Source organism: Flavobacteriales bacterium (assembly GCA_026129465.1).
Taxonomy (GTDB): domain Bacteria; phylum Bacteroidota; class Bacteroidia; order Flavobacteriales_F; family PHOS-HE28; genus PHOS-HE28.
On the sequence record JAHCIA010000001.1, the window covers coordinates 2,756,956 to 2,777,852 of the forward strand.

Annotated in this window: 22 protein-coding genes; 11 read left to right on the forward strand and 11 right to left on the reverse strand. The window is 61.9% G+C overall.

Annotated features, from left to right (window positions below; translation table 11 throughout):
• The first annotated feature begins 14 nt into the window (after positions 1-14).
• Positions 15-455, forward strand: coding sequence for a transposase (locus KIT10_11705; protein MCW5899922.1), 441 nt, complete (start codon positions 15-17; stop codon positions 453-455).
• A complete protein-coding gene (locus tag KIT10_11710) occupies positions 386-781 on the forward strand; it encodes an IS5 family transposase (protein MCW5899923.1) in 396 nt (131 codons plus the stop codon). The genes KIT10_11705 and KIT10_11710 overlap by 70 nt, the downstream gene beginning before the upstream one ends.
• Here KIT10_11710 and KIT10_11715 read toward each other — a convergent pair.
• From KIT10_11715 to KIT10_11740, 6 genes are all read right to left on the reverse strand, one after another.
• Positions 762-1,349 carry a hypothetical protein gene (locus KIT10_11715; GenBank protein ID MCW5899924.1) on the reverse strand — a complete coding sequence of 196 codons (588 nt, stop codon included), beginning with the start codon at positions 1,347-1,349 and terminating at the stop codon, positions 762-764. The genes KIT10_11710 and KIT10_11715 overlap by 20 nt on opposite strands.
• A gap of 7 nt (positions 1,350-1,356) precedes the next feature.
• On the reverse strand, positions 1,357-2,091 hold the full coding sequence (locus KIT10_11720) for a hypothetical protein (protein ID MCW5899925.1): 735 nt from the start codon (positions 2,089-2,091) through the stop codon (positions 1,357-1,359).
• A 96-nt stretch (positions 2,092-2,187) separates the two neighbouring features.
• Positions 2,188-4,830, reverse strand: coding sequence for a ribonucleoside-diphosphate reductase subunit alpha (locus tag KIT10_11725; protein ID MCW5899926.1), 2,643 nt, complete (start codon positions 4,828-4,830; stop codon positions 2,188-2,190).
• Between the two features lie 260 nt (positions 4,831-5,090).
• A complete protein-coding gene (locus tag KIT10_11730) occupies positions 5,091-6,131 on the reverse strand; it encodes a ribonucleotide-diphosphate reductase subunit beta (GenBank protein ID MCW5899927.1) in 1,041 nt (346 codons plus the stop codon).
• 552 nt (positions 6,132-6,683) lie between these two features.
• The gene (locus KIT10_11735; GenBank protein MCW5899928.1) at positions 6,684-7,268 is read right to left on the reverse strand and encodes a DUF3109 family protein; all 585 of its coding nucleotides are present in this window, start codon (positions 7,266-7,268) and stop codon (positions 6,684-6,686) included.
• Positions 7,269-7,280: 12 nt separating this feature from the next.
• A complete protein-coding gene (locus KIT10_11740) occupies positions 7,281-9,449 on the reverse strand; it encodes a cation:proton antiporter (GenBank protein MCW5899929.1) in 2,169 nt (722 codons plus the stop codon).
• A gap of 184 nt (positions 9,450-9,633) precedes the next feature.
• On the opposite strand from KIT10_11740, the gene KIT10_11745 reads away from it, so the two are divergent.
• The 7 genes from KIT10_11745 to KIT10_11775 all read left to right on the forward strand — a co-directional run bounded on the left by KIT10_11745 (position 9,634) and on the right by KIT10_11775 (position 16,431).
• Positions 9,634-11,175, forward strand: coding sequence for a glycine--tRNA ligase (locus KIT10_11745; GenBank protein ID MCW5899930.1), 1,542 nt, complete (start codon positions 9,634-9,636; stop codon positions 11,173-11,175).
• A gap of 108 nt (positions 11,176-11,283) precedes the next feature.
• On the forward strand, positions 11,284-12,285 hold the full coding sequence (locus KIT10_11750) for a glycosyltransferase family 9 protein (protein MCW5899931.1): 1,002 nt from the start codon (positions 11,284-11,286) through the stop codon (positions 12,283-12,285).
• Between the two features lie 42 nt (positions 12,286-12,327).
• Entirely contained in the window at positions 12,328-13,038 is a 711-nt protein-coding gene (locus tag KIT10_11755) for a response regulator transcription factor (GenBank protein ID MCW5899932.1), read from the forward strand.
• 5 nt (positions 13,039-13,043) lie between these two features.
• On the forward strand, positions 13,044-14,453 hold the full coding sequence (locus KIT10_11760; GenBank protein MCW5899933.1) for a HAMP domain-containing protein: 1,410 nt from the start codon (positions 13,044-13,046) through the stop codon (positions 14,451-14,453).
• 146 nt (positions 14,454-14,599) lie between these two features.
• On the forward strand, positions 14,600-15,100 hold the full coding sequence (locus KIT10_11765) for a hypothetical protein (protein ID MCW5899934.1): 501 nt from the start codon (positions 14,600-14,602) through the stop codon (positions 15,098-15,100).
• A gap of 39 nt (positions 15,101-15,139) precedes the next feature.
• Entirely contained in the window at positions 15,140-15,589 is a 450-nt protein-coding gene (locus tag KIT10_11770; GenBank protein MCW5899935.1) for a hypothetical protein, read from the forward strand.
• A 20-nt stretch (positions 15,590-15,609) separates the two neighbouring features.
• Complete coding sequence (locus KIT10_11775) at positions 15,610-16,431, forward strand: DUF1275 domain-containing protein (protein MCW5899936.1); 822 nt, start codon at positions 15,610-15,612, stop codon at positions 16,429-16,431.
• A gap of 13 nt (positions 16,432-16,444) precedes the next feature.
• Here KIT10_11775 and KIT10_11780 read toward each other — a convergent pair whose 3' ends face one another.
• Entirely contained in the window at positions 16,445-16,930 is a 486-nt protein-coding gene (locus KIT10_11780; protein MCW5899937.1) for an RNA polymerase sigma factor, read from the reverse strand.
• 206 nt (positions 16,931-17,136) lie between these two features.
• On the reverse strand, positions 17,137-17,646 hold the full coding sequence (locus KIT10_11785) for an acyl-CoA thioesterase (protein MCW5899938.1): 510 nt from the start codon (positions 17,644-17,646) through the stop codon (positions 17,137-17,139).
• Positions 17,647-17,712: 66 nt separating this feature from the next.
• Between KIT10_11785 and KIT10_11790 the strand changes: the two genes are divergently transcribed.
• Both KIT10_11790 and KIT10_11795 read left to right on the forward strand, forming a co-directional pair.
• Positions 17,713-18,291, forward strand: a complete 579-nt coding sequence (locus KIT10_11790) for a CopD family protein (GenBank protein ID MCW5899939.1) — start codon at positions 17,713-17,715, stop codon at positions 18,289-18,291.
• Positions 18,263-18,721, forward strand: a complete 459-nt coding sequence (locus KIT10_11795) for a peroxiredoxin (GenBank protein ID MCW5899940.1) — start codon at positions 18,263-18,265, stop codon at positions 18,719-18,721. The genes KIT10_11790 and KIT10_11795 overlap by 29 nt, the downstream gene beginning before the upstream one ends.
• Here the strand turns inward: KIT10_11795 and KIT10_11800 are convergent.
• From KIT10_11800 to KIT10_11810, 3 genes are read right to left on the reverse strand one after another with little or no spacing between them, the layout of a single operon-like run.
• Complete coding sequence (locus KIT10_11800; GenBank protein MCW5899941.1) at positions 18,706-19,353, reverse strand: hypothetical protein; 648 nt, start codon at positions 19,351-19,353, stop codon at positions 18,706-18,708. The genes KIT10_11795 and KIT10_11800 overlap by 16 nt on opposite strands.
• A gap of 6 nt (positions 19,354-19,359) precedes the next feature.
• The gene (locus KIT10_11805; protein MCW5899942.1) at positions 19,360-19,764 is read right to left on the reverse strand and encodes a hypothetical protein; all 405 of its coding nucleotides are present in this window, start codon (positions 19,762-19,764) and stop codon (positions 19,360-19,362) included.
• Between the two features lie 51 nt (positions 19,765-19,815).
• Positions 19,816-20,877: an SPOR domain-containing protein gene (locus KIT10_11810; GenBank protein ID MCW5899943.1), complete on the reverse strand. Its 1,062-nt coding sequence runs from the start codon at positions 20,875-20,877 to the stop codon at positions 19,816-19,818.
• Positions 20,878-20,897: the final 20 nt, after the last annotated feature.

Here is a 20,897-nt window from a genome sequence, read left to right on the forward strand (position 1 = left end):
CGATGTCCAAAACGATGGACTGCACGGACGCCCAGTGGGAAGCGGTCAAGGACCTGCTCTCACCTATTCAAGAGAGGACCGAGACGCGTGGCAGGAAGCCACTGGATGCTCGGGAGGTGTTCAATGGGGTATTATGGATCTGCCGGACAGGAGCCAGATGGCAGGATCTTCCACCGCGCTACCCTCCTTACCAGTCGTGCCATCGGTACTTCCAGCGCTGGTGTCAGCAGGGCGTATGGGACAAGGTGCTGTGGGCCTTGGCGCAGGACCTCAAACGAAGAGGGAAGATCGACATCACAGAATGCTTCATCGATGGCACCTTCTCCAGTGCCAAAAAAGGGGGCTCCATATCGGCCCGACTAAGCGAGGTAAAGGCACCAAGATCATGGTCGTCACAGACGCTGCTGGTCTTCCTATCGCCGTACGGACCTTCGGAGCCAGCACCCACGAAGTGAAGCTCGTGACCCAAACGCTGGCCGCGCGTTTCATGGAAGAATTGCCCCAAGTGCTCATCGGCGACAAGGCCTACGATAGCGATCAGCTCGATCGCAAGCTCAAGCGCAGGAAGGTCCGCATGATCGCACCGAACCGCGCAGGGCGTTCAAAATCCCAAGATGGAAGGGAGCTTCGCAGATACAAGCGGAGATGGAAGGTGGAGCGATGCTTCGCCTGGCTCAACAACTTCAGGCGTACTGTGGTCCGCTACGAGTATCACAGCATCAACTTCCTGGGCTTCGTCCAGCTCGCTTGTGCCATGATCCTCATGCGCAAACTATTTTGAGATGGCTTCTATTATGTTCTTGCACTTTCTCCTCAGTCAATGGCGCGATGTATTGCTGTGCTATCCGGAGAGCTATCGGCTTCATAGCATAAAGGTGACTATCGCCAAGTCTTTGAAGCTCGATGGTCTTCTTCACCATATCCCATGCTTGACTCACCATCGCGGCATCCACTGAGAAGAAGGTATACATGGCATAGGCTTCATCCATTTCTCGAAATGCGGCCATTCTACGTAGCAAGGACTGTTCGATGGAGTCTAAATCGTCATTTTCACTGCCGCATGTCGGATCCTCACATAAGCTCGACCAGTAGTGATACTTCTTGTAGAACTTTAAGACAGCCTTGCGCTGCTCCTCATCCAATGACAATCTGTTCTGAACTGCCCAACTCAATTGTCCCTTGATGCTTTCCGTGGTGCGGGTGATTTCAGCTATATCCTGTTTTGTAGCAAGGTTCTCTGCTTTCTTGTTCAAGTAGGTCCTGCCGAAAATCAAGACGAGCATAATGCCGCCTGAAATGCCAGCTTGAGCCCACTGAAGCCATTCGGGTATCACTACGTTGTACATCATTTAGTGCTCATAGGCCATTTATACTATGGCGAGTGGGCCATTTAAATGACAGTTTCGACAACTCCATCATAGCCCTCTCGAAGAGCGAGTCTGGTACTTTCGAGTCCCTGATGTATGGATACCTTTTCATATCGCGCTCTGTTGCCTTCCGGTAAGGCTGAATAATTTCAATGAACCGTACAGCGCTAATTGCACTACTCTTCATGTCGAATCCATTTAGAAACAATCGTTGTAATGCACTGCCAAACAAAGGAACATACATTTCCCCTTCACCGTTCTTCTTATATTTCTTTCGTATAAATGAACTTACGTACCTTCCACTACCATAAGAAGCAAACCAGTATTCATCAGTTAATCTCGCCTCATCTCTATTTCTTACAACAATTTTATTCACAACAATGCCCGCATGCTCCCTTAACAAAAAAACGGTGTAACTAACTCCATTCCCCCTGCGGATTTCATATTGGCTCGATTCTTCGATAAAATCTATATCAGACTCGTCGTCAATTGATCTCTCAATACGTACTACCGTTTGAATTTCTTTATTTACATAAAGAAATATATCTCGGCAGTCTATCATTGGCACCAATCCATCCTCCCATTGGACTTCAGCCCAAGTGTATTCCATTCGTTCAATGACACGCCTAAATTTGACGTCTAAAACAAAAATTTGCTTTATCTGACTGCGTGATTCCTGCGCATGTATAATAAGATTATCGGGTGTTACCGCAGTACTTTCCATGGGTATGGTCAATTACTTTTATTGTAAGTGTACCTATGCCCCCCAACCCCCCGCAGGATCTCCGCGCATTTGGCGGGACCCTGCGGTATCTCCCTCCTACCCACTACACATCTCACACCCCTCCGGATCATCCAGCGAGCAGGCGATTTGCGCTTGCGCCTCGGCCTGCTTGCTCAGGGCGTTCATGCGTTCGGCGTTCTGCTTCTCCACGGCGCTCATGGGCAGGTCGTCCGCTTCCTGCTCCGCTGCGCTGGCGGGTTGCGGCGCGCGCGCTTCCGCCGTGGCCATGCGCGCGAGGGTGGGCGCGCTGTGCGCGGTCTCCAGCACCGCGGCGCCGCCTGTGGGCGCACCATTGCCAGCCACCACGGCCTCTCGCACTCTTTCACCCGCCATAGCCTTGGCGGAGGCGGGCTCTTTCACCTTCACCCCGGGCTCCGCCAGCTTCGCTCCCGCTTCACGGGATTTCGCTTCGCTCAATTTGCTCTTATCAACCGTGAACTTGATGGCGTCCGTGGCGGCCTTGGTGCGCAGGTAGTACATGCCGGTCTTCAGGCCCGCCTTCCAGCTGTAGAAGTGCATGCTGGTAAGCTTGCCGAAGTTGGCGTTCTCCATGAAGATGTTCAGGCTCTGGCTTTGGCAGATGTACGCGCCGCGGTCGGCGGCCATGTCGATGATCACCTTCTGGCTGATCTCCCACGCTGTCTTGTACAGCTCCTTCAGGTTCTGCGGGATCTCCGGGATGTGCTGCACGCTGCCGTTGGCGGCGATGATCTTGTTCTTGAGGTCCTCGCCCCAGAGGCCCAGCTTCACCAGGTCGCGCAGCAGGTACTTGTTCACCACCACGAACTCGCCGCTGAGCACGCGCCGCGTGTAGATGTTGCTGGTGTAGGGCTCGAAGCATTCGTTGTTGCCCAGGATCTGGGCGGTGCTGGCCGTGGGCATGGGCGCCAGCAGCAGGCTGTTGCGCACGCCGTGGGTCTTCACCTCCTCGCGCAGCACGTCCCACTCCCAGCGGTCGCTGGGCTTCACGCCCCACATGTCGAACTGGAAGACGCCCTCGCTCACCGGGCTGCCCTTGTAGGTCTCGTAGGGGCCCTCCTCCTTCGCCAGGTCCTTGCTGGCGGTCATGGCGGCGTAGTAGATGGTCTCGAAGATCTCGCGGTTCAGCACCTTGGCCTCCACGCTGTCGAAGGGGTGGCGCATGAGTATGAAGGCGTCCGCCAGGCCCTGCACGCCGATGCCGATGGGGCGGTGGCGCATGTTGCTGCGGCGCGCCTCGGGAATGGGGTAGTAGTTCTGGTCGATGACCCGGTTGAGGTTCTTCGTGAGCTGGTAGGTGATGGCGAAGAGCTTGTCGTGGTCGAACTTGCCCTTGTGGACGAACTTGGGCAGGGCGATGGAGCCCAGGTTGCACACGGCCACCTCGTCGGGGCTGGTGTACTCGATGATCTCCGTGCAGAGGTTGCTGCTCTTGATGGTGCCCAGGTTCTGCTGGTTGCTCTTGCCGTTGGCGGCGTCCTTGAAGAGGATGTAGGGCGTGCCGGTCTCAATCTGGCTCTCCAGGACCTTGAACCAGAGGTCCTGCGCCTTCACGGTGCCGCGGCCCTTGCCCTCCTGCTCGTACCGCTCGTACAGCGCCTCGAACTCCGCGCCCCAGGTGTCGGCCAGGCCGGGGCATTCGTTGGGGCACATCAGGGTCCAGTCGGCGCCCTGCTCCACGCGCTTCATGAAGAGGTCGGGGATCCACAGGGCGAAGAAGAGGTCGCGGGCGCGCATCTCCTCCTTGCCGTGGTTCTTCTTCAGTTCCAAAAAGTCGAACACGTCGGCGTGCCAGGGCTCCAGGTAGATGGCGAAGCTGCCCTTGCGCTTGCCGCCGCCCTGGTCCACGTAGCGGGCCGTGTCGTTGAACACGCGCAGCATGGGCACGATGCCGTTGCTGGTGCCGTTGGTGCCCTTGATGTAGCTGCCCTTCGCGCGCAGGTTGTGTACGCTGAGGCCGATGCCGCCGGCGCTCTGGCTGATCTGGGCGCACTGCTTCAGGGTGTCGTAGATGCCGCTGATGCTGTCGTCCTTCAGTTGCAGCAGGAAGCAGCTGCTCATCTGCGGCTTGGGCGTGCCGGCGTTGAAGAGCGTGGGCGTGGCGTGGGTGTACCAGCCCTCGCTCAACGCGTTGTAGGTCTCGATGGCGCTGTCCAGGTCCGTCTTGTGGATGCCGAGGGCCACGCGCATGAGCATGTGCTGGGGGCGCTCCACCACCTGGCCGTGCAGGCGCAGGAGGTAGCTGCGCTCCAGGGTCTTGAAGCCGAAGTAGTCGTAGTTGAAGTCGCGGTCGTAGATGATGGCGCTGTCCAGCGTGTCGGCGTGCGCGCGGATGATGGCCATCACGTCATCGGCGATCAGGCTGGCCTTCTCGCCGGTCTTCGGGTCGATGTACTCGTGGAGGTCCTTCATCACGTCGCTGAAGGACTTCTTGGTGTTCTTGTGCAGGTTGCTGACGGCGATGCGGCTGGCGAGCTGGGCGTAGTCCGGGTGCTTCACCGTCATGGTGGCGCTCACCTCGGCGGTGAGGTTGTCCAGCTGGGTGGTGGTGACGCCGTCGAAGATGCCGTCGATCACCTTGAGGGTCACCGCGGTGGCGTCCACGGAGGGGTCCAGGCCGTAGCACAGTTTCTTCACCCGGGCGGTGATCTTGTCGAACTTCACCGCCTCCCGGCGGCCGTCGCGCTTGATGACGTACATGCTTCTTGTCTTGTTTTTCAGGGGGCCTTGGCGCCCCCCGGGATGGTTGTTGACCGCTCGGCTCCCGCTCCGCGGTGTGTCGCTTTTCCTGTCAGTGCAGGGCTTACAAGGTGGCTCCTCTTCGGTCCTTTTTCCCGGCGGGCGATCGGTGGATCTTGAACCGGTCGTTGTGAATTGTGGAAGACCGCTGTCCGCCGGTGGCTCTGGCCCTATGCCACCAGAGATCGTGCATGGGGCCTGGAACGACCGTCGGTCGTCAACTAGAAATCAGCGTCCAGGGTGAACTTGGCCTCGTCCTTCCCGCCCTTGTTGAGCACGCCGGCCTTCTGGTACTCGCCCACGCGCTTCTCGAAGAAGTTGGTCTTGCCCTGCAGGGAGATCATCTCCATGAAGTCGAAGGGGTTCATGGCGTTGTAGACCTTCTCGTTGCCCAGTTCCACCAGCAGGCGATCGGCCACGAACTCGATGTATTGCTGCATGAGCTTGGCGTTCATGCCGATCAGGTTCACGGGCAGTGCGTCGGTGACGAACTCCTTCTCGATCTCCACCGCGTCACGGATGATGGTCTCCACGGTCTTCTTGGGGAGCTTGTTCAGCAGGTGCTTGGTGTAGAGCAGGCAGGCGAAGTCGCAATGCAGGCCCTCATCACGGCTGATGAGTTCGTTGCTGAAGGAGAGGCCGGGCATCAGACCGCGCTTCTTCAGCCAGAAGATGGAGCAGAAGCTGCCGCTGAAGAAGATGCCCTCCACGGCGGCGAAGGCGATGAGGCGCTCGGCGAAGCTGCCCTTGCTGATCCAGCGCAGGGCCCATTCGGCCTTGCGGCTCACGCAGGGCACGGTGTCGATGGCGTGCAGCAGGCGGTCCTTCTCGATGGGGTCCTTGATCAGGGTGTCGATCAGCAGGCTGTAGGTCTCGCTGTGGATGTTCTCCATCATGATCTGGAACCCGTAGAAGAAACGTGCCTCGGGGTACTGCACCTCATGGAGGAAGTTCTCGGCGAGGTTCTCGTTGACGATGCCGTCGCTGGCGGCGAAAAAGGCCAGCACGTGTTTGATGAAGAAGCGCTCGTCGTCGTTGAGCTTGTCGTTCCAGTCAACCAGGTCGGCATGCAGGTCGATCTCCTCGGCGGTCCAGAAGGCGGCCTCATGCTTCTTGTAGAACTGCCAGATGTCGTTGTGTTGGATGGGGAAGATGACGAAACGGTCCTTGTTCTCCTTGAGCAGCGGTTCGTTGGCGGCGGCGGGATCGGCGGGGAGGATATCCTCCAGGCTGGTCTGGGTCTCGGGCTTTTGTTGGTTCATGGTCTATGCGCTCTTGGGGACAAAGGATCTCCTACGGGGTTGGCCCCGTGTTTTTCACGATAGGACTTGTTGGGTTCCCGCCGGCGTCGATCCCGGACTTGCCCTGAGCGTGTCGAAGGGTGGTCCGGGAGAGCGTCGTCGTCGGGTTACAAATGTGGAAAGCGATCCATGTGCGGGCAAGCGCTTGCGCCGATCATCTGTCCGGAGTTTTCAACACGGCCCGGTTCGGCGCGATCGGCGCGGGCGGGATCCATGCGTGATCCGTGCAAGTGCTTTCTATTCACGATCGATCAACACTGCGGAAACCGCGCGGCAACAGGGCTTCGGTGCAGGCGGGCAAGATCGGAACGCGCATCGATAGGCGCGTTGTGAAGGAGGTATGCCACGCGGTGCGGACCAGCCGCAGGCTCGAGCGCGATGGTGTGGCGCAGGGGCCCTGTGCATGCGGTCTTGGGTGGATCATCACACGCGGAGGCGCGGAGGACGCGAAGAAGAAGGGAGCCTGGAGTTCGACTCCGCATGCTTCGCGACTCCGCGTGGGTTCCCCTCCGGTCACACCTCACCGCGTGTCTGCTTCCACGCCGCGAACACCTCCTCCAATTCCGCATACCACACCTGCCCGTACTTGCGCACCAGTGCCTCCTTCAAAAAGCGGAACACCGGCACGCCCAGCTTGGCGCCGCACGCGCAGGCCGGCTCGCACAGGTGCCAGCGGTGGTAGTTGAGCCCGTCGTGGAACTTCAGCTTCGCGATGCGGATGGGGTAGAGGTGGCAGCTGATGGGTTTGCGGAAGGGGATGGCGCCGTCCTTCCATGCCTTTTCGATGCCGCACAGCGCGACGCCCTTTTCGAATACGGTGAAGGCGCATTCCTTGTGGCCGTCTACCAGCGGTGTCACGCGGTCGCCATCGCTGTCGATCACGCTGGTGCCGAATTCGGCCACGGCGCGCCGGCCGCTTTCGGGGATGTACGGCTTGATCTTCGGCCAGAGTTCGGCGATCAGCGCGGCCTCCTCCTCCTCCAGCGGTGCGCCGCTCTCGCCCTCCACGCAGCAGGCGCCCTTGCACGCGTTGAGGTCGCACACGAAGCGCTCCTCGAAGAGGTCCTCGCTGATGAGGGTGCCGCGGTGTTCGATCATGGACCGTTCGGCCTACTTGCCACCTTTCAGCACCTTCTTCACGAAACGCCCGGCGCTGTCCAGGGTCTTCACGCCTTCCTCCAGCATGTCGGTCATGGCGGGGTTCAGGTCCTTCTTGTCCAGGTAGTCATCGCCAAGCTGTTCGGGCATGATCACCAGGAAGCCGTTCTCCGTGAAATACCTGCCGAGTTGGCGAGGCAGCTTGTCCATCTTGGGGTCGTAGCTGATCGAGCCTTTCCGGGCGGCCACCACCACCAGCAGGTCGTCGCGGCCCAGACCACGGCCGATGATCAGCAGGTCCTCCCAATCATCGAGCACCTCATACCCGGCCACCAATGGATCGGCACCGCGCTCACAGAGAATGCGCAACCGCTCCAGCGTGGAGGGCGTGCCATGGAAGCGGATGGTGGCGCCCGTTTGCTTCACCAGGGCCTTCACCCGGTCGAACCAGCGCACGAAGCCGGCCTCGAACTCGGCCTTGGGCGGCACGGCCACGATGATGCGCTTGACGGTGCCCAGGGGCTGCAGGGGGCGGTAGATGAAAACGGCCTTCGGCGATCTGGCCAGCACCGCATCAGTGAGCGCGCCGAAGCTCGGGTCGCTGTCGAGACCCTCGCGCGTGAGGCCGAGCACCACATCGGTGGCCTGGTATTCCTTGATGGTGAAGGTGAGTCCGCTGGCCGTGTTGATGTCGTGCCGCACGAGCGCCTCCAGGGTGTTGTCCGTGGCGGCCGCCTGCTTCACGGCCTGCTCCAGCAGCTTTCGGCCGTCGGCGCGCTTGCCGTTGCCATCGCTCTGTTCGTCCACCACGTGCAGGGCATAAAGCCGTTCGCGGGCCTTGGGCTGTTTCATCAGCACGGCCAGTTCCACCAGCGGCTCGGCGGTCTCGATGCCGGCCAGGCTCACCAGGATGCGGCCCGTGGCCTCGTCATCGGGGCCCAGTTGCTCGTCCTCCTCCAGCACCGCCAACCGGCTGGCCGCCCGCGCCACGGTGAAGGAGCTGATGGTGCAGGTGACCAGGATCATCACGATGGTGCCATTGAGGACGGCTTCGCTGAGCAGGCGCACCTCGTTGCCGTTGGCGTCCACCCCCAGGATGATCTTGTAGCCCACGGTCACCGCGGCCAGGGTGGCGGCCGCCTGCGCGTTGCTCAGGCCGAACATCATCATGAACTCGTCCCGGGAGAACCGGAAGCTGAGCTTGGCCAGCCATGCGGCGATGAACTTGCAGGCCGTGGCCACCACGGTCATGGTGGCGGCCACCTTCAGCGTTTCCCAGCCCTTGAAGAAGATGCGATAGTCCACGAGCATGCCTACGCCGATGAGGAAGAAGGGAATGAATAGCGCATTGCCGACGAACTCGATGCGGTTCATCAGCGGCGAGGTGTGCGGTATCAGCCGGTTGAGCGCCAGCCCCGCCGCGAAGGCCCCGATGATGGCCTCCACGCCGGCCAGCTCGGCAAGGAACGCTGCCAGGAACACGGTGGCCAGCACGAAGATGTACTGCGAGATGCTGTCGCCCTCCTTCTTGAAGAACCAGCGGGCCAGCCAGGGGAAGACCCACATGACGATGAAGGTGAAAATGGCAAGTGACACGCCCAAGCGCGTCCAGAAGGCCTGGCCCACATCGCCCTGCACCATGCCCACCACCACGGCCAGCACCAACAGGGCCAGCGTGTCGGTGATGATGGTGCCGCCCACGGTGATGTTCACCGCGCGGTTCTTGATCACCCCGAAACGGCTGGCGATGGGGTAGGCGATCAGCGTATGCGAGGCGAACATGCTGGCCAGCAGGATGGAGGAGTTCATCGGGTAACCAAGGACATAGAAACTTACCGCCGCGCCGATGCCCATGGGAATGAGGAAGGTGAACAGGCCGAAGACGATGCTGCGGTACTTGTTCTTCTTGAACTCCTGCATGTCGATCTCCAGCCCGGCCAGGAACATGATGTAGAGCAGGCCCACCGTGCCGAAGAGCACGATGCTGGCGTCGCGCAGCATGAGGTTGAGGCCGTTGGGCCCGATGACCGCCCCGGCGATGATCAGCCCGATGATCGGCGGGATGCGCAGGCGGTTGAGCACCAGCGGCCCGAAAAGGATGATGAAGAGCACCAGCGAGAAGATCAGCACCGGGTTCTCCAGCGGGAACTTCAACTCGATGGTGGGCAGGGCGAGGAGCATGGGGTGGGTCAAAGGTCGGGCTTGGCGGGGAGAGGCCACGCCATGCCAGTCCTATCGTGTGCGGATAGGCCCATCCGTTCGTTGGGTTCTCCGGGTTGTGCGCCATCCCCGCATCTTTGTGCCCGCGCCTGCCTACCGGCAGGCAGGCCGCCGAAGGTTTCCAGGGCGACCGCGAAATGACACCATGAGCCAACAGGAAGACCGCCTCAAGACCCTCATCGGCCATGCCAAGGAGTATGGCTTCGTGTTCCCCAGCAGCGAGATCTACGATGGCCTCAGTGCCACGTACGACTACGGCCCCTACGGCGCCGAGCTGAAGAACAATATCCGCCGCTACTGGTGGGAGGCCATGGTGAAGCTCAACGAGAACATCGTGGGCATCGACGCGGCCATCTTCATGCACCCCACCGTGTGGAAGGCCAGCGGCCACGTGGACGCCTTCAACGACCCGCTGATCGACAACAAGGACAGCAAGAAGCGCTACCGGGCGGACGTGCTGCTGGAGGAGCACATCGGCAAGTACGAGCAGAAGATCGCCAAGGAGATCGAGAAGGCGGCGAAGAAGTTCGGCGAGGCCTTCGACGAGGTGCAGTTCCGCGCCACCAACCCCAACGTGAAGCGCAGCCAGGAGCGCATCGATGCGGTGGAAGGGCGCATGAAGGAGGCCCTCAACAACAACGACCTGGAGGCCGTGCGCCAGCTGATCATCGAAGAGGAGATCAAATGCCCGGTGAGCGGCACCGCCAACTGGACCGAGGTGCGGCAGTTCAACCTGATGTTCGCCACCGAGCTGGGCAGCGTGAGCGGCGAGAGCAGCACCATCTACCTGCGGCCCGAAACGGCACAGGGCATCTTCGTGAACTTCCTCAATGTGCAGAAGAGCGCGCGGATGAAGATCCCCTTCGGCATAGCGCAGACCGGCAAGGCCTTCCGCAACGAGATCGTGGCGCGGCAGTTCGTGTTCCGCATGCGCGAGTTCGAGCAGATGGAGATGCAGTTCTTCGTGAAGCCCGGCACCGAGATGGAGTGGTACGCCCACTGGAAGGAGTACCGCATGAAGTGGCACCGCGCCCTGGGCCTGCCGGTGGAGAACTACCGGTTCCACGACCACATCAAGCTGGCGCACTACGCCAATGCCGCCTGCGACATCGAGTTCCAATTCCCCATGGGCTTCAAGGAGCTGGAGGGCATCCACAGCCGCACCGACTTCGACCTGGGCAGCCACGAGAAGTTCAGCGGCAAGAAGCTGCAGTACTTCGATCCCGAGGCCAACGAGAGTTACGTGCCCTATGTGGTGGAGACCAGCATCGGCCTCGATCGCATGTTCCTGGCCATCCTGAGCGCGGCCTACGATGTGGAGCAACTACCCACCGGTGAATCGCGCGAAGTGCTGCGCATCCCCGCCGCGCTGGCACCGGTGAAGGTGGCCGTATTGCCGTTGATCAAGAAGGACGGTCTACCAGAGAAGGCCCGCGAGATCATGGACCGCCTGAAGCTGGACCACAACTGCCAATACGACGAGAAGGACAGCATCGGCAAGCGCTACCGCCGCCAGGACGCCATTGGCACGCCGTACTGCATCACGGTGGACCACGAGACCTTGGTGGACAACGCCGTTACCATTCGCGAACGCGACAGCATGCAGCAGGAACGTGTACCCATCAGCGAGGTGGAGCGGATCGTGGGCGAGAAGGTGGATATGAGGGGGTTGTTGAGGATGCTGTGAGAGGGTACGAGGGTGCAAGCCTGCGCGGGTGGCACGTACGCGCACGCTCGCACCCTTCAACCCTTCCGTGCCCGCACCCTGCCCCCTTCGGTACTTTCGCGCTCCATCATGTCGGCACCACACAAGCTGCTCGTCATCCGCTTCTCGTCCATCGGCGACATCGTGCTCACGAGTCCGGTGCTGCGCTGCCTGAAGCAGCAACTCCCCGGGGTGGAGATCCACTTCGCCGTCAAAAGCGCCTTCGCCGATCTGGTGCGCTTCAACCCGCATGTGGATCGCGTGCATGGACTGGACAGCGATCTCGGCGACCTCATCAAGCGGCTCAAGGCCGAGCGCTTCTCGGGCGTGATCGATCTGCACCACAATCTGCGTACGGCCCGGGTGAAGCGCGCGTTGGGCATTCCGGCGCACAGTATCGCCAAGCTGAACATCGAAAAGTGGCTGCTGGTGAACCTGCGCGTTGATCGGTTGCCGCGCATCCACATCGTGGACCGTTACATGAAGACCGTGGAGCACCTGGGGGTGCGCAACGATGGCCGTGGCCTTGAGCTGCACATCCCCGCGGATCGCGCGGCACCGCTGGAAGAACTTCCGGCGACGCATCGCCACGGATACACGGTGCTCGCCATCGGGGCCGCGCATGCCACCAAGCGCCTGCCGCAGCACCGGCTCATCCAACTGGCGCAACAGGTCGAAGGCCCGATCATGCTCGTCGGCGGGAACGAGGACAGATCCGTGGCCCGCGCGATCGCCGATGCCGTGGGCGGACGCGTGTTCGACGCCACGGGCCGCTATGATATCCTGGGCAGTGCCTCGCTCATCCGCGGTGCGCGCGCGGTGATCGCCCACGACAGCGGTGCCATGCACATGGCCTGCGCGTTGGGCCGCCCCGTGGTGGCGGTGTTCGGCAGCACGGTGCCCGCCTTCGGCATGGGGCCCTATCAGCCGCTCCACCCCGAACGAGCGCACAAGTCCGAAGTATCCGGGCTTGGTTGCCGGCCGTGCAGCAAGATCGGTTTCGACCGCTGCCCTCAGGGCCATTTCCGTTGCATGGAAATGCAGGATCTGAGGGCGATCGCCGACAAGGCGCGGCAGCTGGCCGGACCCTGACACCGCTGTTGAGCTTCCTATACTTGTCCACGACACATGGAGATGAAGAAGATCCTGCTCGTGGAGGATGAATCGCACGTGGTGTCCTTCATCCGAAAGGGCCTCGGCGAGGAGGGCTATGAGGTGAGTGTGGCCATGGATGGCGATACCGGGCTGCGCATGGTCCGCAATGGCCGCTTCGACCTGGTGATCCTGGACATCATGCTCCCGGACATGAACGGCCTGGAGGTGTGCAAGCTCATCCGGCAGCACGATGGAGTTACCCCCATACTCTTCCTCACCGCGTTGGGCACCGCCGAGAATGTGGCTGTGGGCCTGGACAGTGGGGCCGATGATTATCTGGTGAAGCCTTTCAAGTTCATTGAGCTGGTGGCACGCATCCGCACGCTGCTGCGTCGCGCGGAACGCTCGGCGGAGCCGGCCGCACAGACGGGGGATCAGCATGTGCTTCGCGCCGGGGACCTGGAACTGGACGACGACGCCAAGATCGTGCGGCGTGGAGGGGACGAGATCTCCCTCACGGCCACCGAGTTCCGCCTGCTGCATTTCCTTTTGCGGAACAAGAACAAGGTGATGTCACGCATGGATATCCTGGAGGACGTCTGGGGCATTGACTTCAACATGGGCACCAACGTCGTGGACGTCTACGTGAACTACCTGCGCAAGAAGATGGACAACGGTCACGGGGAGAAGCTCATCCATACCGTCATCGGCATGGGCTACGCGCTCCGCGATCCGGAACGGACCGTATGAGCCGAATGAACATCCACACCCGCACGCTGCTCATCCTTCTCGGCTCGTTCATGACCGTGATCCTCCTCTTCGCGGGCTTCGTCTATCTCTCGGTGTCCAGCTACACGGACAGGGACTTCGACCGGCTGTTGGAGTTGCGCGTGCGGTCGCTGGTGGTGCATGGCCTGGAGGAACAGGAAGGCGATGCGCCCGGGCCGCTCGTGGGTGAGCTCATCGATCGCTTGTCCGATGAGCAGGACCACATCCTGCCCATGGACATGGAGGGGGGCGCGCGGACGATGGCCGCGACAACAGGCGCCCCGCCGGAGTTCTTCACGCGGCTTATGCGGTACGGCCAGGCCGACCATGTGCAGGGGGGAAGGCATTTCAAAGGTCTGCTGCACAAGGGGCCGAAAGGCGCGCATCTGGTGGTGGCCTCGGCGGAGAACTACTACGAGGAGCACCACGTGCGGCACTTGCGCAAGAATCTGCTGGGCGCCGCCGGGGTCGCATTCGTTTTGGCGCTCCTCCTGGCGTTCCATTTCTCCAGCACCATGTTCAAACCCCTGCATCGCATCGCCGAGCAGGTGCGACAGATCGGTACCGAGAATCTGCATCAACGCATCGGGGAGGAACAGGGAAGCCGTGAATTGCGGGAGCTGGCATCCACCTTCAACTACATGCTCGACCGCATCGAAACGGCCTTCGAGACCCAGAACAACTTCATCAGCAACGCCTCGCATGAACTGCGCACACCGCTTACGGCCATCATCGGCGAGGCCGACGTGGCGCTCTCCAAGCCCCGCAGTGCGGAAGAGTACGTGGAGACCATGCAAGTGATCCTCGAAGAGGCCGGCCACCTGGACAAGAAGACCAAGGCCCTGCTGTTCCTGGCGCAGACGGGCTTCAAGAGCGGACGCTCGCAGTTCGGCAAGGTGCGCATCGACCAATTGCTGTACGATGTGAAGAGCACCGTGGAACGCATGGACCAGCGGCACTTGGTGCATCTGGACATGAGCCTGCTGCCGGAGAATCCCACGCGGCTGAAAGTGCTGGGGAACGAGCAGTTGCTCCACCTGGCCTTCTCCAACGTCATCCTCAATGGATGCAAGTATTCCAACGGGCAGCCGGTGACGGTGTCCCTGGGCACCTCCGATGAGCGTGTCATCGTGGTGGTGCGCGACCGCGGCATCGGCATCGCCGAGAACGACCTGGCCCACATCTACGACCCCTTCTTCCGCGGGGCCAATACCAAGGGATACGAGGGCTATGGCATCGGACTGCCCCTCACACGCAACATCGTACGCATGCATGGCGGGGAGATCATCGTATCATCCAAAGTGAAGGTGGGCACCACGGTGCAGATCACCCTGCCGGTGGGACCCTTCGACCTGGTGGCCGGGCGTGCGGCGCCAAGGCACTCCCCTGTGGAATGACCGCCGGCGGATGACGCCGCATCGCGGATCCTAATCCCGCTCTCATCCACGGGCTTGGATCCTAATTTGGATCCAAGCCAGGTCTTAGCCGATCGCCATTTCGCCGTCCGTGGTTTGCACCGTCGAACCAAAACACGGGACAGGCCATGCACAAGACCATTCTCTTTCCCACCGATTTCACCGTCGGATCGCTCAACATCGTACGCTCGGTGCTCCAGGACATGCGCGGCGAACAGACCTGCCGCATCCTGCTGGTGCACGGGTACCGCCCGGCGGACTCGATCACCGATCTGCTTTTCTCCTCACGCGCCAGCTGGGTACGCGAACTGAGCAACACCGGCTTCGATGACGCGTGCGCCGTGATCCGCAACAAATTCGAATCCCGAATCACGGGCATTCACAAGGATGTCTTCACCGGGTCCACGCAGAGCGCCTTCAACAACTATCTGGAGGGCAACGGTGTGCGCGAGATCCATCTGCCGCAGGACCACGTGCTGTCATTGACCTCAAAGCGCAGTTTCGACCTGGTGCCATTCATTCGCCGCAGCGGCCTGGTGGTGAACGAGGTGAAATGGCAGGAAACGGCCAGGGTGACCGATCGCGGCATGGTGGCCGAGGTCTTCCAGGAGCAGATGGCGCTGCAGTAGGTCGTCCGTCCACCATTGCCATACCATCCTCCCGCATCCATGAAGGATCTGCTCAAATATCTCGGCGTTTTCTGCCTGCTGGTGGCCACTTGTGTGGCGCTCATCGGCGCCACCACGGCTCCGGACCGCACCATTTTAGGCAAATGGGAGCAGATCGAGTGGGCCTATGAGCTGGTGGACCAGCCCCGCGGTGAGGAGCCCGACACCTTCCTGGAAGGCGTGAAACGGGCCGTGGGGCGGCACCTGGTGGTGCACAAGGCGGAGACTTGGGAGTTCCTGCCCGGCCATCGCCTGCGGCTGCGGGTGGGCGACCACGTGGAGGAGGCCCACTGGCGCCTCATGGGCCGCGGCCACCTGTTGCGCATCGTGCATGCCGATGGGTCCCAGGAGCATTATGTGCTGGACCGCCTGGACGGAGAGACCATGCGGCTGCAATTCGAGACCGATATCCAGGCACGCGGCATCGCGAGCCTGGTCTTCAAGCGTTGACCAATACACAACCCGATCGTATGCTCAGGAAGTACGGCAGCAGCAGGACCCTCACGGAGAACATCAGGCTCGGCACCCTCACGGCCTTCGTGGCGGGCATGGTCAATGTGGCGTCCCTGCTCCTCTTCTTCGCTTTCACCTCCAACGTCACCGGACACTACGCCATCATCGCGGCGGAGATGGCCAAGGGCAACTACTACCAGCTGGCCGTGGTCACCGCCTGGATCTTCGCCTTCTTTCTGGGCAGCTTCACCTCCAACGCGTTGGTGATCAACCTCAACCGCTGGAGCCGCTACGTGGCGCACGCCTCCCCGCTGGCCCTGGAGATCCTGTGCCTGATGGCGGTGGGCCTCTACGGCCAGTTCCACTACCGCGAAACGCTCACCGAGACCGAGGTCCTCCTCACCCTCATGCTCTTCGCCATGGGGCTGCAGAATGGTCTTACCGCGAGCATCTCCAATTTCACCGTGAAGACCACCCACCTCACCGGTGCCACCACCGACCTGGGCATCCTGGTGTCCATGATGTTGCGCCGGGAGCACAGGCGCAACAAGGACATGGTGGGCAGGCTGAAGTTGATGGCCTCGATCGCCGGCTCCTACCTGCTGGGCGCGATGGTGGCGGGATTTGCCTGCGTACACATCGGCTTCAAGACCTTCTACGTGGTGAGCGGCATGCTGCTCGTTGTGGTCTGCTACGACCTCTACGAACTAGGCATCAACCGTTTCATCCAGGCGAAGGCCCCCGCGCCATCGCCCAACGGGCGAGCGCTGGACCATCAGCTTCCGGAGATCGGCATGCTTCGCGGTACACGGCAGGAACAGAAAGTGCCTGCAGTATGACCTGCGGCCCGCATCAAGCGACCATCGCTGGCGATCCGAGATAGCGCTGCATGGCCTTCCTTCCCCGGAAGATGTACACCTTCACCTGGTCCATGCTCAAGCCGGTGATCTCCGCGATCTCCTCATAACTGTGGCCCTCCTGGTCACGCAGGACCAGCACGCTGCGTTGGGCCTGGGGCAGGCGTGCCAGGCCACGTTCCAGCAGGGACTTCAGGTCGGGTTCGCCCTGCCGGCAACTGCGCACCTGCTCATGCCAGGGCTCCATGCGCAGCACGCGCCCGGAGCGCCGCGCCTGGCTGACCATCAGGTTGTGCGCCATGGTGAAGAGGTAGCTTCTGCCCTTGCCGCTTTCCACCTTGTCCAGTTTCATCCACAACCGGAGGAAGCATTCCTGCACCACATCATGCGCCTGGTCGCGGCAGCGGGTGTGGCGCAAGGCGTAGCGGAACAGCGCGTCGCTGTGCTCTTCCACGCAGGCGTTGTATTCCGCGGGGGTCATGGGGCGCCGGGTCGATGGTCCTTGTTCCATGGCGGCCGCAAAGGTCCCCGGCGCCACGGGGTGGGCCCCTTGATGCGGATCAAGTTCGATCGTCATGGCGGGAGGTCCTGCTTTCACGATGCAAAACTCACCCGGCCGCAGGGCCCGGTCATTGCGCGAAAGCGACGATCGGCTGACCTATCGCGACAGCCCCCGCAATGGGCCGCTCACTGGAAAAGCGCCCGCAGCTCGGTGGCTTCCTCGGGCTTCATCTTGCCGCTGAGGATCAAACGCAGCTGGCGGCGGCGCAGGGCGCCATCGTAGCGCTTCCGCTCCTCCTCGTTGGTGGGCAGTGCCTGGGGCACCTTCATCGGGCGGCCCGCGTGGTCCACCGCCACGAAGGTGTAGATGGCGCTGTTGCACATGATCTTCTCGCCCGTCACCTGGTCCTCCACGAACACGTCGCTCCACACTTCCATGCTGCTGCCGAAGGCCCGGCTCACGTGGCTGTGGATGGTGACGAAGTCGCCCAGTTTGATCGGCCGGTCGAAGCCCACATGGTTCACCGCCACGGTCACCACTACGCGCTTGCAGTGCCTGTGGGCGCTGATGGCGCAGCTGATGTCCAGCCATTGCAACAGCCGACCCCCGAACAGGTTGCCCAGCGTATTGGTGTCGTTGGGCAGCACCACGTGCGTGGTCTGCGCGTAGCTGTCGCTCACGGGGCGTGTTTCCATGGGTCGCATGATGGATGGCGCGCAAAAGTAGCCGAGTCCGTCGGGTTACATTTGAACGATAGTCGCATGGACACCACCATCGCTCTGCCGCTTTTGAAAGCGCTCCACCTGTTCTTCATGGTGAGCTACTTCGCGGCGCTCTTCCATCTGGTGCGCCTGTACATCGCGCACCGCGAGGCCCTGCGTGCCTGGGAACCCGAACGCACCACGCTCGCCGGTCGCTTCTCGGCGATGGAGCGATACAGCCTGTACTACCTGGCCTGGCCGGCGCTGGTGCTGCTCACGCTCTTCGGGCTGTGGATGCTGTGGGAACGCCCTGCCCTGCTGAAGGAGCCCTTCATGCACACCAAACTCGGCCTGGTGGCCCTGTTGATCGGGTACCACCTGTGGGCGCATCGCCTGCATGGCAGATTGGTGCGCGGCGAGCTGCGTTGGTCGGCGATCCAGCTGCGCATCTGGGCGCAAGGGCCCACGCTCTTTCTTTTCGCACTGCTCATCCTTGTGCTTTTGCGCGATCGGGTGGGTTGGTGGTGGGGCGTACTGGGCCTGATCACCATCGGTGGCGTGATCGCCTTCGCCATCTCTTCGCGCAGCAGGGAGATCGAACCGGACAAGGATGCTGGAGGTCGGGACGCGAGCACCTGATCTGCGCCTGCCCGATCAGCATGGCCGCTTGGTGGACCTCTCCGGTTTCCACGGTGCGAAGAACGTGGTACTGTTCTTCTATCCGATGGCGGATACACGGGTATGCACCCTGGAAGCCTGCGCGTTCAGGGATGCATTGCCCGATCTGGACGCACGTGACTTTGTGGTGGTCGGCATCAGCAGGGATGGGATGGAGGCGCAGCAGGCCTTCGCCGAACGATGGTCACTGCCCTTCAGCCTGCTCAGCGATGCGCATGGTAAGGCACGCAGGGCCTACCGCGTGGACCGCTTCTTCGGTCTGCTGCCCGGCCGTGTCACGTACGTGATCGATCGGGAAGGGATCATCCGCGCGGCCTACCGCAACTTGTTCGAGGCCGAAGGACACGTCAGCCAAGCATTGAAGGCCCTCGGTGATCAAGGCAGCCGGTAGAAGAGCACGCGCCCATCGTCGGTGCCCACCAGCAGGTGGCCGTCCCACGCCAGCAAGGGTGCGCGGTGGTGCTGGTCCTTGTTCTCCGGGTACTCCAACTTCTGCGTCACCCCGCCCTCCGCATCGATGAATTCCACGATGCCATGCTTGCCGGCGCGCGCCACGTGGCCACCGAGGTCCAGTTCCATCTGCTGGTAGAAGCGGTCGAAGGTGGAGTTCTTCATGTCCAGCCCCATGGCCTTCACCGCCCGCGGATCGGGGATCCAGCGGTGCGGGGTGATCACCTTTTCCTGTGCTCCTTTGCCCGCGTCCCACACGGTGCGTTTTCCGCTGTGGCCGATCAGCACCACATACTCACCATTGTCATTGAAGCCCACATGGTAGACCACGGTGCTTCCATCCTCCGAGTAAGGGAAGGCATGCACGCGTTTGCCGCTCTCCAGGTCGTAGAGTTCGGCGCCTTTGTTCAGGCCCACCAGCAGGCGGTCGCCCTTGGGTGATATGGCCAGCGCGGTCACTTCGGCCTTGCTCACCCGCAGGATGCGTGCGGGTGGTGTTTCCACCACTTGGGCGAAGAGTGATGGCGCGGACAGGAGCAGGACCAGAGAGCAGGCCAGGGAGCGGTGTGTCATGGGTGTTCAGGCGGGATCGACAAGGTGGTGCTGGCGGCGCAGCCAATCCAGCGCCGTGGCCTTGTCGGGGAACATCTGTATGGGACGGCCGGGCTTGTGGTGGCGCACGAAGACGTTGGCGGCCAGTTGATGTCCGAAATCGCGTACCACGATGGCGTCGGCGGCGATGTAGCTGTTCGAATCGGGGGCCGAGGCGAAGGCGCGCGCCTCATTGCTCATGGTGGTGCCCTCGGCCACCGTCACCATCAGCAGGGCCTTGCGTCCTTCACGCACCCGGCCGAGGGTCTCGAACATGGCCTGCACATCGGCGGGCTGCACGATGCGCCCCGGCTTGAAGTGGGTGTGTACCACGTCATCCTCCAGAAAGGCTACTGTGCAAGCCTCCAGTTCCACCGTCCTGTTCGCCACCATCAATGCAAGGGGTACGAAGGTAACAAGCGTGCAGGGCGCGTGGTTCCCGCTTCAGCGTACCATGAGCCAGGCGCTGGCCGAAGCTTCTCCCCGGACGCGGGCCAGCAGGTCCAGGGCCTCATCGCGACGCGCGAAACTGCCGTAGGCCACCGGATGCAATTCGCCGGAACGAGTCAGCCGGCGTGCGGGCCAGCCTTGGGCCTGAAGTTCGGCGAGGAAGCGCTCGGCGTTCTCTTCCACGGCGAAACAACCGCCCACCACATGGAAGCGCTCGCGCGCGGCTGGTGTCGCAACGGTGATATTCGGTGTGCGCACGGCCGTACTGTCAGGCTCTAGCACAGGTGCTGCGGGGCGGCCCAGGTCCACGGTCACCATTACACTGTCGTTCACGGTCAGGGGCAGGGTGCGCACCCCCAACGGTCCATCGGGCACCGAGAAGATCCCGGCCGTGACCACGGGCTTGGAATTGGTGGCGGCGGGTGGTTGATACTGCCGCTCGGGTCCGGGGCCGAACAGGTCCAGACCGCTCCATTGCGTGCCTTCCTGCATTTGTGCGCGCCACAGGAAGATGGACGCGGTGCCCAACAACAAGGCCAACCCCGCTGCGGCCAACCATGGCCGCGACCGCGCCTGTACAGGCGTGGTCGCGGTTGCCGGCTCGGTGAGGGTGCGCAGCACGGGCGCAGGGGCCACGCGTTTCACCGGAATGGCCGCCACGGTCCGCAAACCGTAGGCGTCCTTCAAGTGGTTCGCCCGCTTGTCCGGCTCGAATTGCAGGTTGCGTTCGGCATCGTGGTAGAACAGGCCGATGTGTGGCAGTTCCAATCTTCCATCCTGGCCCAGGCGTGATTGCCAATCGCCCACTTCCGTGGCGATGCGGTCCAGTGCGGCATCATGGCCGATCCCTTCGCGCCGTGCCACACGGTCGGCCAGAAGGCCATCATTTCGCGTGAGGTGGCGGTTGAAGCCCAGTTCCTTGCCAGGGGGGTGCACCAGCCGCCGTGTTTCGTCCAGCCTGGCCGGGCGGTAGTGGGTGATGAACCCACCCCAGCGCGGCACGATCACACAGTCGTGGTCGTGCAACAGGTCGTTCAGTTCGCGGACGATGGACATGGTGGAAGGGTGCGGCCAAA